The sequence below is a fragment of the Actinosynnema pretiosum genome (assembly GCF_002354875.1).
Classification (GTDB): Bacteria; Actinomycetota; Actinomycetes; order Mycobacteriales; family Pseudonocardiaceae; genus Actinosynnema; species Actinosynnema auranticum.
Map to the genome: position 1 here is coordinate 3115704 of NZ_CP023445.1, position 14442 is coordinate 3130145.

Consider the following 14442-nt stretch of genomic DNA (forward strand, 5'->3'; position numbering starts at 1 on the left):
GCGTTCGCTCGTTCGAGCGCAAGAAGATGTCCGCCCAGGTAGTGCTGCGTTGCGAGTGCGTTTCACCAGGACGAAATCTTGCCTGAAAGAGACGCTAATTAGCACGAACGCAGTAGTAGTTACCCGTCGGTAAATGCCCAAGGCGGACAACGTGACGGTTTTTCATATCACTTTCCCCTGGTGTATATACGAACGTATTGTACAGTCGTATAGCTCGATCTAGTTGCAATGAGTGGCGATTCGATTGCGCAGCGTTGCCTCGGTCGCACGTGCGGACTGCTGATCTTGGGGGACCACCATGAGCCTCGTTGAGAGCGAGCACCTGCTGGATCGAGCCCTCGCGCTGTTAGCCGAGAGCGCTCGCGGCCGGGGCCAGGTCGTGCACATCAGCGGCCCCGGCGCCAGTGGCAAGACCACCCTGCTCCGGGCGTTCGCCGACCGCGCCCCCGACGACCCGCTGCTGCTCAGCGCCACCTGCTCGCGCGCCGAGCGCACCCTGCGCGGCGGCGTGCTCGCCCAGCTCGCCGCCGGCCTGCCCGACGGCCAGTCCGAGCGCCCCTTCCGCCTCGACCTCGACCAGCCCGACGACCCGTCCGCCCAGGACTCCCCGCAGGCGATCCGCGAGGCCTGCGAACAACTCCTGGAGATCGCCCGCCGCCGCCCCGTCGCCATCACCGTGGACGACGTCGAGCACGCCGACCTGCTCAGCCTCCAGGCGCTGCTGTACCTGCTGCGCCGGATCGACACCGCCCGAATGATCGTCGTGCTCACCGAGTCCGACCACTCCCGCCGCGTCAACGCCCTGTTCCGCGCCGAGCTCACCCGCATGTCCCGCTTCACCGGGATGCGCCTGTCCCCGCTGTCCCCGCGCGGCGTCGCCCAGGTCATCACCAGGGAGCTGGACCCGGCCACCGCCGCCTCCGCCTCCGCCCTCACCGTGCACGCCGTCAGCGGCGGCAACCCGCTGCTGGTCAAGGCGCTGCTCCAGGACCACCGCGCGGCCCACCTCGGCGGTGCCGAGCACACCGCCGACGACGCCGTCGTCATCGGCGAGGCGTTCCGCAGGGCCGTCCTGGCCTGCCTGCACCGCTGGGACCCGGAGCTGCTGGAGGTCGTGCGCGCCGTCGCCGTCCTCGGCGAGAACGCCACCCCCGAACTGCTCTGCCGCTTCCCAGGGCTCACCACCGCCGCCACCGAGGCCGTCACCTCCCTCAACAGCTCGGGCCTGCTCGACGACGGCCGCTTCCGGCACCCCGCCGTGCGCGCCGCCGTCCTCGGCGACATCGGCGCCGACGAGCTGACCGAGCTGCACCAGCGCGCCGCCGAGCTGCTCTACGTGGAGGGCCTGCCCAGCGGCGACATCGCCACCCACCTGGTCGCGGCGGGCGCGGCCACCGCGCCCTGGTCGGTGTCCGTGCTCCGCGACGCCGCCGACAGCGCCCTGGTCGAGCAGCGCCTCGACCACGCCACCGACTGCCTCAAGCTCGCCCGCGCCGCCTGCCCCGCCGACGACGAGCCGGGCCAGGCCGCCCTGCTCGCCGCGCTCGCCGCCGTCCAGTGGCGAACAACACCGTCCGTGGTCGCCAGGCACCTGCCCGCGCTCGCCGAGGCCGCCGAGCGCGGCCACCTCGACCCGCGCGACACCGGAGCCCTGCTGCGCTACCAGCTCTGGCACGGCCGCCGCGCCGAGGCCGGGACCACCCTGCGCCGCATGGAGGAGGCCGCCGCCAGGCCCGGCAGCCCCGTCCTGGCCGAGCACCGCGTCCTGCGCGACTGGGTCCGCTGGCAGCACCCGACCGTGGCCGCCGCCGTCCGCCCCGCCACCGGGGACCGCCGCTCCGCGCTCGCCCGCGACCACCAGGAGGACCTCCTGGCCGCCGCCGAGTGGGTCCTGCGCAACCGGTGGATGCCCGACAGCGCGCCGGAACTGGTCGTGCACGCCCTCATGACGCTCGCCGCGTGCGGGGCGCTCACCCGCGCGAAGCACTGGCACGACGCGCTGCGCGAGGAGCTGGGCACCGGCCAGAACACCACCTGGAAGGCCACCCTCGCCGACGCCCGCGCCCACATCGCCCTGCTGGAGGGCGACCTGGCGGGCGCCGAGCGCCAGGCCCGCCTCGCGCTGGCCACCCTGTCCCCGCGCAACTGGGGACAGGCCATCGCCTCCCCGCTCGCCGCCCTCGTGCTCGCCACCTCCACGGCGGGCAAGCACGACGAGGCCGAGGCCCAGCTCAAGCGCAGCGTCCCGGTGACCGTGCGCGACACCTGGTACTGGGCGGTGTACCTGCGCGCCAGGGGCCACGCCCACCTGGCCGCCGGTCGCCCCCACGCCGCGCTCGCCGACTTCGAGGAGTGCGGCGAGCTGGCCGTGCACTGGGACCTGGACCTGCCCGCGCTGCTGCCGTGGCGCTCGGACGTCGTCCTCGCCCAGTTCGCGCTCGGCCGGGGCGACCGCGCCGCCGAACTGGTCCTCGCCCAGCTCGACCGCCCCACCGCCGACCTGCCGAGGGTGCGCGGCGCCTCGCTGCGCGCCCTGTCCCGCTCGGCGGAGCTCAAGCAGCGCCTGCCCATGCTGCGCGAGTCCGTCGCCCTGCTGCAGGGCTGCGGCGACCAGGTCGAGCTCTCCCTGGCGCTGGCCGCCCTGGGCTCCACCCACCACGCCCTCGGCGAGTTCGGCGCCGCCGAGGTCGTCGCCAAGCGCGCCGTCCGCACCGCGGAGGCCTGCGGCGCGGGCGCCCTCTGCCGCGCCGCGCTCCCCGCGGGCCTGGTCCTGGACGGCACGCCCACCGGCGCCCCCGAGGCCGAGACCACCGCCGAGAGCGCTCCCGCGGCCGAACCCGACGACCTCGCCACCCTCAGCACCGCCGAGCGCAGGGTCGCCGCGCTGGCGGCCATGGGCCACACCAACCGCGAGATCGGCCGCAAGCTCTACATCACCATCAGCACCGTCGAGCAGCACCTGACCAGGGTCTACCGCAAGCTGAAGGTCCGCCGCCGCGCCGACCTGCCCACCGGCCTGCCCCTGGAAGCGCTCTCCGCGTGGGGCGCCGAGACGGCGGTGGGCGCGGCCAGACCCGGCGCCTCCTCGCACCGCGCGTGACCCGCCCGGCCCCGCACCCCACAACGACCCCGCACCCGACTTCTCCCGCCCCACAAGGGTTCCGACCCCGACCGGTCCGCACATCCCTTGTCCCGCAACGGTCGTGGCGCCCACCGCCCACGACCCCCGCTCCCACCCCTCACCGGGACGCGCGAGCGGCACGACCGCCGGGGTGGGCCTAGACCCACCCTCCTAGGCCCACCCAACCGGGCCGCTAAGTCCATGGCAGGCAAACGATCTCGCCAATAGCGTTGTCCACAACACCACAACGGGATCGAAGAGAAACGAGCGCTGGGAGAGTGACCATGTTCGGCAACAGGCGCAGGGAACCACAGGGCGGCGGGAGCGCCAGGGCGGCCGTGCGCCTGGACTCCGTCCGCAAGACCTACGGCAAGGGCGAGAACGCCGTCGAGGCGTTGCGCGGCGTCGACATCTCGTTCGGCTACGGCAGCTTCACCGCCGTCATGGGCCCGTCCGGCTCGGGCAAGAGCACCCTGCTGCAGTGCGCGGCGGGCCTCGACGTCCCCACCAGCGGCGCGGTGATCCTCGACGGCGTCGACCTCACCGGCAAGAACGAGGTCGCCCTGACCGAGCTGCGCCGCGAGCGCGTCGGTTTCATCTTCCAGAGCTTCAACCTCCTGCCCGCGCTCACCGTGGAGCAGAACATCACGCTCCCGCTCAAGCTCGCCGGGCGCCGCATCGACCACGGCCGCGTCGCCGACGTCATCCGCCGGGTCGGTCTCGACCAGCGCCGCGGCCACCTGCCGAGCGAGCTGTCCGGCGGCCAGCAGCAGCGCGTCGCGATCGCCCGCGCCCTGGTGGCCGAGCCGCCCGTCGTGTTCGCCGACGAGCCCACCGGCGCCCTCGACACCCGCACCGCGCTGGAGGTCCTCGACCTGCTGCGCGAGTCCGTCATGGTCACCGGCCAGACCATCATCATGGTCACCCACGACCCGGTCGCCGCCTCGCACGCCGACAACGTCGTGTTCCTCATCGACGGCCAGGTCATCAGCGACATCCACAACCCCACCCCCGAGGCCGTCGCCGACCGGATGACGCACCTCACCGCCCTCGTCGAGCAGCCCCGCCGCTCCTTCGACCTCAGCTCCAGCGCGAACCAGCGCGGTCCCAGGGGTGAGTACTGATGTGGGGTCTGGCCCTGCGCACCCTGCGCTTCCGCAAGAGCGCGTTCGTCGCCACCTTCATCGCGGTCATGCTCGGCTCCGGCCTGGTCATCGCCAGCGCGGGCCTGATGGAGACCGCCATCCGCATCGCCGTCCCGGCGGAGCGCACCGCCGCCGCGCCCGTCGTGGTCAGCGGCAGGCAGGCCTACCTCGTGCCGAACGAGGACCCGAACGACCTCAAGAACATGAAGACCGTCGCGCTGGCCGAGCGCCAGTGGCTGCCCGAGGACCTGGCCGGCGAGCTGGAGTCCGTCAACGGCGTCGAGCGCGTCGTGGGCGAGACCAACATCGCCGCCACCGTCGTCCGCGACGGCAAGCCCGTCCAGGTCGGCGCCCAGTCCCTGGGCCACGACTGGACTTCGGCCGAGCTGGGCCCGTACCGCATCACGGACGGCGCCGAGCCCACCGGCAACCGCGACGTCGTCCTCGACAGCGCCACCGCCCAGCTCGCCGGCGTCAAGGTCGGCGACCAGGTCGACGTCCTCACCAAGGGCAAGCCGAGCGCCTTCACCGTCTCCGGCCTCACCTCGCCCGCCCGCAAGGACCCCCAGTCCCTGCTGTTCTTCTCCTCCGAGGCCGTCTCCTCCCTCGGCCTGCACGGCGGCGACATCAGCGCCTACGGCCTGTTCCTCAAGCCCGGCGCCGACGTCGACACCGTCCTGGAGACCGTCGAGGACAAGCTCGCGGGCCAGCCCTACATCGTCCTGGCCGACGGCGACCGGGGCGTCGCCGAGCACCCGGAGGCGGTCGGCGGCCGGGCCCAGCTGATCCCGCTCGCAGGCGTCTTCGGCGGCATGGCGGTCTTCATCGCCATGTTCGTGGTCAGCGGAACCCTCAGCCTGTCCATCCAGCAGCGCCAGCGCGAGGTGGCAACCCTGCGCGCCATCGGCGCCACCCCCAAGCAGGTCCGCCGCATGATCGTCGGCGAGGCGTTCTTCATCTCCACCGTCGCCGCCCTCCTCGGCTGCCTCCCCGGCTGGCTGATCGGCCCGCTCCTCTTCTCCCTGGTCTCCGACGCGGGCGTCATCTCCCCGGTCGTCGAACACCACCAGGGCTTCCTCGCCTACCTCATCGGCCCCCTGGTGGCCCTGGTCACCGCCCTGGTGGCCGCCCGCATCACCAGCTCCCGCGCCTCCAAGGTCAACCCGGCCGAGGCCCTCGCGGAAGCGGCCGTGCAGCGCAAGTGGGTCACCTTCCCCAGGGTGTTCTTCGCGGTGATCTTCTTCGCGATGGGCATCGCCCTGTTCATCGTCACCGGCACCGTCATGACCGGCCCGGTGGCCTCCGCCACCGCAGGCCCCGCGGTCATGGCCTGGGCCCTCGCCCTGGCTCTGATCAGCCCCGGCCTCACCAAGGTCCTCGGCAGGCTCCTCTCCATCCCGGTCAGGGCGTTCAGCGGCATCGAGGGCTACCTGGCGAACAACAACATGAAGCTCCGCTCGATCCGCATGGCCGCCGCGGTCACCCCCGTGATGCTCGCGGTGGGCATCGCCCTGGCGAACTTCTACACCTCCACCACCCAGGAGGCCGCGGCCGTCAAGTGGTTCGCGGAGGACCTCCGCGCCGACGCCGTGGTCTCCTCCACCACCGGCGGCTTCGACCCGAGCGTGGTCGAGCAGGTCCGCCAGGTCGAAGGCGTGGAAGCAGCCTCCCACTACACGACCAGCGCCGGGTGGATCGACAAGCCCTACGACGGCTCCCACGTGGAGAGCCCCTGGCCCATCCAGGGCGTGGACGCCCAGAACGCGTCCCTGATCACCGGGATCACCCCGGTGGAAGGCGACCTGTCCAAGCTGACCGGCGACACCGCGGTCCTGCCCGTGGAGCAGGCGGCGGACATGAACGTGGGCATCGGCGACAAGGTCACCCTCCGCATGGGCGACCGCCAACCCGCCGAGGTCACCGTCGTCGCCCTCTACGAGGCCAAGAGCGGCTACGAGAGCATCGTCGTCCCGGCCACCCTGGCCGCGAAGCACAGCACCACGGGCATGGTCCGCCAGATCCTGGTGGCGGGCAAGGAAGGCACCGGCACCGACGCCCTGGCGACCGCGGTGGCCGAGAAGGTCGCGAACGTCCCCGGCGCCGTGGTGGGCGACCGCGACACCATCATCACCCCCGCGGAGGGCAGCAAGACCCAGACCTGGGTCAACTACCTGCTCGTGGGCCTGGTGAGCGGCTACGCCCTGATCTCCGTGGCGAACACCCTCGTCACCGCGACGGCGTCCCGCAAGCGCGAACTGGGCGTCCAACGCCTGATCGGCTCAACCCCGCGCCAGGTCATGTGGATGCTGGGCATCGAGGCCTCGGTGATCGCCACGATCGGCATCGTCCTGGGCTCGGTCGCCTCCATCGCCACCCTGATGCCGTTCAGCATCGTGGTCCTGGAAAGCCCGTTCCCCTCAGGCTCGGTCCTCATCTTCCTGGGCGTCGCAGCAGGCGCCTTCGCCCTGACCCTGGGCGCAACCCTGCTCCCCGCGAGGAAACTCCTGCGCATCCCCCCGGCGGAAGCAGCGAAGGCCGCCGACTAGAAGACCACTCTCCACACCCCCACGGGACCCGGAGCCGCTCCCCCTGGCTCCGGGTCCCACCCAACCAAGGTCCTCAGGGACCCGCACGGGGAACCACAAGGGATCGCCCAGGCCAAGAGCCAAGGGCGATCCCTTGTGCGCCAAGCACTACAGCCGAACGCACTAGCAGGCTGAAGGCGAGCGCAACTACCTCACGGTCCGCACTGCCCTGCACCGCCTCACGGTCCGCACTGCCCTTCACCGCCTCGCGGGCTGCGGGGCGAGCGAAGCGAGCCCGCAGCCGCCCCATCCCGCGTCCCTCTTTCCCGTTTGGCCTGGCGAAGCCCGAGCACGCTTGTCAAGATGCCGCCGCACTGTGCGGCAGACCGGGGTGCCCAACGGCGTCTTGACGAGCGTGCTTGCCTGAAAGGAGGCCAAACGGGAAAGAGGGACCCGGACCACCGCAGGGGTAAACCGGCACCGAGCACCAACGGTCACCGGCCGGCAGAGCCCGTCCCCCTCTTTTTTGGAGGTCTGCCCCGCCGGCGAGGCGTGCCCTTCAGCTCTTGCTCTTGCTCTTGCCCTTCAACTCCAGAACCCCCCACCCCCACCCCCTACCGCCGGGGCTGCTCCCCACCCGCAGGGTTGGGGTTCTTATCGTTCAAATAAGCCAAAACCGCCCGAACCCGCCGATTGTGATCATCAGACTGGTTCAACCCCAACTTCGTGAAAATACTGGTCGTGTGCTTCGCGACAGCCCCCTGGCTGATCACCAACTGCTGCCCGACCGCCGCGTTGGAGAACCCCTCGGCCATCAGCGCCAGCACTTCCCGCTCCCGCTGCGTCAACATCGCCATGGGCCCGCGCCGGGCGTTCCCCGCCAGCAACCGCGAGATCACCTGCGGATCCATCGACGTCCCACCCGCGGCCACCCGCCGAACCGCGTCCACGAACTGGTCGCTGTTGAACACCCGGTCCTTCAACAGGTACCCGATCCCCCCGGCCCCGTCCGCCAGCAGCTCCCGCGCGTACAAGCTCTCCACGTGCTGCGACAGCACCAGAACCGGAAGCCCCGGAACCTGCCTCCTGGCCTCCAGCGCGGCCTGGATCCCCTCGTCCGTGAACGTCGGGGGCAACCGAACGTCCACCACGGCCACGTCTGGCCGCTCCTTCACCAGCACCGCCAACAACTCCGGCCCGTTGTCCACCGCGGCCACCACCTCGAACCCGTGGGACTCCAGCAGCTGGACCAGACCTTGCCTCAGTAGATAGAGGTCCTCGGCGAGGACGACGCGCACGGCAGCTCCAAGATCGCGACAGTTGGTCCCCCGACCGGACTCCGAACATCAAGGCTACCGTCGAACGACGCGCACCGGCGCGCGATCCCCCGCAGCCCAGTACCCCCGTTGGTGCTCGCCCCACCGCGCCCGTCGTCGCTCACCGAGATGATCAGCTTCTCCTCGGTCAACCGGGCCACGATCCCCACGTGCCGGGCGTCCGAGTGCTTGGCCGCGTTCGTCAGCAGCTCCGACACCGCGAAGTACGCCGCCGACTCCAACGGCGCGTACAACCGCCTCGGCAGGTCGACCGCCAGCTCCACGTCCAGCGGGCTCTCCAGAGCCAGGGCCTCGATCGCCGCCCCCAACCCCCGCTCCGCGAGCAGCGGCGGGTGGATGCCCCGCACCAGGTTCCGCAACTCCTCCAACGCCTTCACCGACGCCTCGCGCGCCTCCAGCAGCAGCGTCCGCACCGCGTCCACATCGGACTCCAGGTACCGGTCCGCCGCCCCCAGCTTCATCCCGATCGCCACCAACCGCGCCTGCGCCCCGTCGTGCAGATCCCGCTCGATCCGCCGGAGCTCCGCAGCCTGCACGTCGATGATCTCGGTCCGCGTGTCCGACAACTCCTGCACCCGATCCGCCAGCAGCGCGCGCCGCGTCGGCGACAGCAGCGCGTTGGTCAGCAGCGCGTGCCCCCGCACCACCCAGTGCGACCCGAACAGCCACGTCGCCAACGACACGACCCCGATGCCCAGGGACAGCGCGAGCCCCGGCACACCCCCGAACGGCATGAAGATCCCCAGGAACCACTCCCCGGCGTCCCCGAAGAAAGCCCAAGCCGATCCCGTCACCACCGTGCACTGCACCGCGTACGCGAGCGTCGTCACCGGGAACAACCCGGCCAGGAACCCCAAGAACGTGTTCCCGACCGCCCACCCCAGGTCCCGCCACGTGGCCGGGTCCCGCAGCAACCAGTACGTCCGGTGCACCACGTCCAGCACGCCCTCGGGCGGCTCGGGCCGGGGCAGGTACGGCCGCGCGATCTCCACCCCGGCCGCGCTCGCCAACCGCCTGCTCTGGTTGGCCGTCCACCGCAGCGCGGTCACCGCCACCGGCACCAGCAGCACACCCACGCCCAGCACCAGGAACGCGACCGACAGCACCGTCAGGATCACCACCACCAGCGACGCGAACGCGCTGGCCACGAGCAGCAGCCCCTGCGCCGTGGCGCGCAACGCCAAGCGCGGCTGCTCACTCCAGGGGCTGTCCATCCGAACCAGCGCTCCGCCGTCCGCCGAGGGGGTCAACACGCCAAGCGTAGCGACCCGAGCACCGCCCGCAGTCCCCCCGAAGGGGCCCTGTCCACTTCAGGGGTTCCCCCTAAACCTCGCACCCCTCACTAGGGGTGCGCCCACCCCGACCCAGGGGTTCGGCCCCCCGCCCCCAACCGGGATCATCCCCACCAGGACACCCGGGGGGCACCTTGCCGCGCAAAACTCTCACCCTGACCACCACCACTGCCGCCACCGCCACCACCGCCGCCGCAGCAGCCCTGCTCCTGCTCGCAGCCACCATCGTCCTCTCCGCCCCCACACCCCGCGACCCGGCGGACACCCGCGACACCGCGGTCGTCTCCCTGGGCGACAGCGCCATGGCAGGCGAGGGCGCGGGCGACTACACCGACGACACCAACGGCGCGAACGGCAACTGGTGCCACCGCTCCCCGCACGCCCTGGTCCACCACACCGCCCTGGCCACCCGCTCCTTCAACCTGGCCTGCTCGGGCGCGGACTCGGCGAACGTCTCCCTGGCCGACACCACCCACAACACCGAGGGCTCCCAGTCCCGCAGGCTCACCGCCCTGGCCAGGCAGTACCGAGTGACCACCGTCCTGGTCCAGGTGGGCGCCAACGACGCCCCCCGCTTCGCCGAGACCGTGGTCTCCTGCGTCCTGGCCTGGCTGAACCCCTTCGGCGATGGCTGCCGCGAAGACCTCCGCGAGACCTGGCCCGCCCGCCTGCGCGAGATGTCCCCGAAGGTCGAGACCGCCCTGCGCGACATCCGAACCGCCATGACCGAGGCCGGCTACACCGAGTCCGACTACACCCTGATCCTCCTCTCCTACGCCTCCCCGGTGACCGAGAAGATCGACCGCTTCCGCAGCGCCGCCCAGGGCTGCCCCCTCAAACCGGAGGACGCCGCCTACGGCAGGCTGGAAGCCGTCCCCCAACTCTCAGCCGCCCTGCGAGGCGCGGCGGAGCGCGCCAACACCCGCTTCCTGGACCTGTCAAGGGCAGCCGAGGGCCACGAGGCGTGCAGCCAGGGCGACGACCCGACCAACGAGTGGCAACGCAGACTGACCATCACCCCGGAAGCCCTCCGCGACCTGGCCCAAGCCCCGCAGGACGCGGTCCTGCGCGCAGCCCAGCAATCCTTCCACCCCACCGCGCGGGGCTACGCCCACATGGCCGCCTGCACCGCGCAGTTCGCCGCCACCACCCGAAGAACCGCGCTCTGCGTCCCCGAGAACAACACCCTCCGCCTCGCAGACGGCTGACCCGGCCGAACCCGCCCCCGCCGAGCGCCCCGCGAACCACCACCCGCCCGAACGGCCCCGCCCGCCAGGGGTGAAGCGCCCCCGCCCGGCGTTGACACGACCCCGCACCCGCCCCGACGCTCGTGAACCCGGCTGGGTGGCGACGGGGCCGTCCGGCGCGTGCCCCGCGGAGATGCCGATGACCCACCGCCCCGCGTTCCGCAGGACCGCCCTCGCCACCCTCTCCCTCCTCTCCCTCCTCTCCCTCCTCGCCGCCCCCGCCCCCTCCGCCTCGGCCTCCGCCACGGGTCAGGCCCACGCCAGCCAGACCCACGCCAGCCAGACCTACGCCGGCTACCTCTTCGCCTACTTCCTCGGCGAGGGCACCCCCACCGGCGAGCGCGTCCACCTCGCCACCAGTCGCGGAAACGACCCCCTCCGCTACGACACCCTCAACAACGGCGCCCCCGTCCTCACCTCCACCACCGGCACCACCGGCGCCCGCGACCCGTTCCTCATGCGCAAGCGCGACGGCGGCTTCCTGCTCATCACCACCGACGCCAAGATGCACGACGGCCCCTCCTGGGACCACGCCCAGCGCCACGGCAGCCGCAACATCGTCATCTGGGAGTCGCCCGACCTGGTCACCTGGTCGTCCCCCCGCCTCGCCGAGGTCGGGGACGACACGGTCGGCAACGTCTGGGCCCCCGAGGCCTTCTACGACCCCGCCACCCGGCGCTACGTCGTCTTCTGGGCCTCGAACCTCTACCCCCGCACCGACCCCCAGCACACCGGCCCCAGCTACAACCGCGTCCTCTACGCCACCACCACCGACTTCCGGACCTTCAGCCCCCAGCGCGTCTGGATCGACCCCGGCCACGCCGTCATCGACACCACCGTCGTCACCGACCGGGGCCAGTTCTTCCGGTTCACCAAGGACGAGCGCGAGCAGTCCCAGGCGCCGTGCGGGAAGTTCGTGTTCCAGGAGCGTGGCCGCTCGTTCTTCGGCCCCTACGGCGAGGTCGCGGACTGCCTCGGCCGGGGCGACATCGCCATGGGGGAGGGGGCGACCCTGTTCCAGGACAACAACTCCGGGCGCTGGCACATGTTCGTCGACGAGTTCCTCGGGCGCGGCTACGTCCCGTTCGAGACCGACGACCTCGCCTCCGGCCGCTGGACGCCCTCCGCCTCCGCCGACCTGCCCACCGGCAGCAGGCACGGCTCGGTACTCCCGGTCACCGCCGACGAACTGCGCCGCGTCCGCGCCGCCCACCCCAACGGATGATCACTCGATCCGGGGGACTTCCTGGCCACCCCGCTCGGCATGGCCCATAGTCCGTGCTGACCCCCGTTGCCCGGCAGGGAGAGCCCAACACCCCATGCGCGCCAGCACCGGCCGCTCGCGCCGCACCCTGCCGATCATCGCCCTGGTCGCCGCCTGCGCCGCGCTGCCCGCCGCACCCGTCCCAGCCCCCGCGCTCGCGCTGGCCGAACCCACCGCCGAGCTCTCCGGCGCCGTCTACAGCGACCGCTACGACCCGCACGACCCCGCCCAGACCACCAACGGCGTCCGCGACGCGGACGAACCGGGCCTGGGCGGCGTCCCCGTCACGCTCGTCGCCGCCGACCCGGCCACCCGGATCACCACCACCAGCGACACCACCGGCGCGTTCCGCTTCACCGGCCTCCCCGCCGGGACCTACCGCCTGGAAGCCGACCCCGCCCGCTACCGCCCGGCCCGCGCCTCCGCCGGTGACGCGGGTGGCGACGCCTCCGCCCCCGGCGCCGTCGACGGCATCGTCCTCGCGGACGGCGCCCGCGCCACCGGGTACGCGTTCGGCCAGGTCGGGGGAGTGGTCGACGGGGCCGTCTACCGGGACGACAACAACAACGGCCAGCGCGAGTACCCGGCCGAACCCGGCGTCGCCTCCGCCACCCTGGTCCTCTCGGGCGCGGCGCACGCCGTGACCACCACCAACCCGGACGGCTACTTCCTGTTCCGCGACCTGCCCTCCGGCGCGTACGCGGTCACCGAGCGGCAGCCCTCCGACTACGCCGACGGCGTCGACACGCCCGGCACCGGCGGCGGGGTGGCACTCCCGCCGGACACCCTGGCCGGGATCGTGCTCGGCGCCGGGGCCACCAGCCGCTACAACGGGTTCGGCGAGCGCGGCGACGCCGTGGGCGGGGTGGTGTTCCACGACGACGACGCGGACGGCGTCCCCGACCAGGACGAGGCGCGCGCCCCCGGTGTCGGGGTGCTGCTCAGCGGCGTCGACGGCAGTGAGCAGCGCGTCGTCACCGACCCGAGCGGGGGATACTTGTTCGTGGGGGTTCCGGCCGGTGACTACACGCTGGTGGAGGAACAACCCGAGGACTACGCCTCCAGCACCCCCAACCAGGTGAACCTGACGGTGGCCGCCGGGCGCGGCGCGACCCGCGACTTCGGCGACCTGCTCGGCTCGGCCTCCGGCGTGGTCTGGGCCGACGCCGACCGGGACGGCGTGCGCGACCCCGACGAACCGGGCGTGCCGGGCGTGCGCGTCGAGCTCGTCGGGACCGGCGACACGACCACCGGCCCCGACGGCGGCTACCTGTTCGACGGGCTCGCGGTGGGCGAGCACGACCTCGTCATCACCCCGCCGGACGGCACCGTCCTCGTCTCCGGCGCGTTCGACCAGGTCAGCGGCTCGACGCGGGTCCCGGTGCTCGACACGGGCGCCGCGTCCGGCGCGCGGGTGACCGGGCTCGACGCCGGACTGGCCGACGCCGCCCCCGCGCCGGGCGGACCGGTGCTCGCCCCCAGCAGCTCCGCCGCGTCCACGATGGTGGTGCCGATGCCCACCGCCCCGGACGCGCAGGCGGGCGGCCTGCTTCCCGACCTCGACGCGCTGGCCTGGACCGGCCTCAGGTGGGGCGCACTGCTGCCCGTCGCGGTCGCGCTGCTCGGACTCGGGCTGGTCGGCTACGGCGTCACCGGCCTGCGCCGCAGCCGCCGCCGCGCCTGACCCTCGCCGCCGCGCCTGACCCCGCTGCCGCGCCTGACCCCGCTGCCGTGCCTGACCCCCGCCGCCGCTCCACCCCGGCCACTACCTCACCACCGCTGCTACTCCACCACCGCTGCTACTCCACCACCGCTGCTACTCCACCACCGCTGCTACTCCACCACCGCCAGCGCGAACCCGTCCCACCCCTTCGCACCCACGGTCTGCAACGCCGTCACCGCCGCCACCCGCTCGTCCCGCCCCAGCGCCTCGACCAGCGCCCGGCTGCCCAGGACCCGAGGGTCCGCGCTTCCCGCGTCCACCACCGCCCCGTCGCGCACCACGTTGTCCACGACGATCACCGTCCCCGACCGCGGCAACCGCAGCGCCGCCTCCAGGCACACCGGGTTGTTCGGCTTGTCCGCGTCGATGAACACCACGTCGAACGGCGCCACCCCGGCCTCGACCAACCCCCGCGCGCTGTCCGCCGCCGGACCGAGCAGCAGCTCCACCCGGTCCGCCACGCCCGCCGCCACGAAGTTCGCCCGCGCCACCTCGGCGCACCGCTCGTCCACCTCCAGCGCGACCACCGACCCGCCCGCGCCGACCGCCCGAGCGAACCGGATCGTGCTGCACCCGGCGAGCGTCCCGAACTCCAGCACCCGCCGCGCCCCGACCGCCAGGCACACCAGCTCCAGGAACCGCCCCTGGTTCGGCGCGACCTCGTGCTCAGGCAACCCGGCGGCCCGCCCGGCCGCGCGGGCCCGCGCCAGCACCTCGTCCTCGACCGCCAACTCCGCCGCGAAGTACCCGTCGACGTCCCGCCACCGCTGCTCGGACCCGGACACCGC

Annotated in this window: 9 protein-coding genes; 6 read left to right on the forward strand and 3 right to left on the reverse strand. The window is 72.7% G+C overall.

Annotated features, from left to right (window positions below; translation table 11 throughout):
* The first annotated feature begins 298 nt into the window (after positions 1 to 298).
* The 3 genes from CNX65_RS13650 to CNX65_RS13660 all read left to right on the forward strand — a co-directional run bounded on the left by CNX65_RS13650 (position 299) and on the right by CNX65_RS13660 (position 6812).
* The gene (locus CNX65_RS13650; protein WP_096493130.1) at positions 299 to 3100 is read left to right on the forward strand and encodes a helix-turn-helix transcriptional regulator; all 2802 of its coding nucleotides are present in this window, start codon (positions 299 to 301) and stop codon (positions 3098 to 3100) included.
* A gap of 305 nt (positions 3101 to 3405) precedes the next feature.
* Positions 3406 to 4245 (forward strand): ABC transporter ATP-binding protein, encoded by an 840-nt coding sequence (locus CNX65_RS13655; protein ID WP_096497768.1) that lies wholly within the window; start codon positions 3406 to 3408, stop codon positions 4243 to 4245.
* A complete protein-coding gene (locus tag CNX65_RS13660; RefSeq protein WP_096493132.1) occupies positions 4245 to 6812 on the forward strand; it encodes an FtsX-like permease family protein in 2568 nt (855 codons plus the stop codon). Before CNX65_RS13655 ends, CNX65_RS13660 begins: the two co-directional genes overlap by 1 nt.
* Before the next feature lie 593 nt (positions 6813 to 7405).
* Here CNX65_RS13660 and CNX65_RS13665 read toward each other — a convergent pair.
* Complete coding sequence (locus CNX65_RS13665; protein ID WP_096493134.1) at positions 7406 to 8089, reverse strand: response regulator transcription factor; 684 nt, start codon at positions 8087 to 8089, stop codon at positions 7406 to 7408.
* Positions 8053 to 9342, reverse strand: coding sequence for a sensor histidine kinase (locus CNX65_RS13670; RefSeq protein WP_096493136.1), 1290 nt, complete (start codon positions 9340 to 9342; stop codon positions 8053 to 8055). Before CNX65_RS13670 ends, CNX65_RS13665 begins: the two co-directional genes overlap by 37 nt.
* A 212-nt stretch (positions 9343 to 9554) precedes the next feature.
* Between CNX65_RS13670 and CNX65_RS13675 the strand changes: the two genes are divergently transcribed.
* The 3 genes from CNX65_RS13675 to CNX65_RS13685 all read left to right on the forward strand — a co-directional run bounded on the left by CNX65_RS13675 (position 9555) and on the right by CNX65_RS13685 (position 13615).
* Positions 9555 to 10628, forward strand: coding sequence for a GDSL-type esterase/lipase family protein (locus tag CNX65_RS13675; RefSeq protein ID WP_096493138.1), 1074 nt, complete (start codon positions 9555 to 9557; stop codon positions 10626 to 10628).
* A gap of 178 nt (positions 10629 to 10806) precedes the next feature.
* Positions 10807 to 11892, forward strand: a complete 1086-nt coding sequence (locus tag CNX65_RS13680; protein ID WP_096493140.1) for a glycoside hydrolase family 43 protein — start codon at positions 10807 to 10809, stop codon at positions 11890 to 11892.
* A gap of 94 nt (positions 11893 to 11986) precedes the next feature.
* Positions 11987 to 13615 (forward strand): SdrD B-like domain-containing protein, encoded by a 1629-nt coding sequence (locus CNX65_RS13685; RefSeq protein ID WP_096493142.1) that lies wholly within the window; start codon positions 11987 to 11989, stop codon positions 13613 to 13615.
* A 149-nt stretch (positions 13616 to 13764) separates the two neighbouring features.
* On the opposite strand, the gene CNX65_RS13690 is transcribed toward CNX65_RS13685, so the two are convergent.
* Complete coding sequence (locus CNX65_RS13690) at positions 13765 to 14439, reverse strand: O-methyltransferase (RefSeq protein ID WP_232519818.1); 675 nt, start codon at positions 14437 to 14439, stop codon at positions 13765 to 13767.
* Positions 14440 to 14442: the final 3 nt, after the last annotated feature.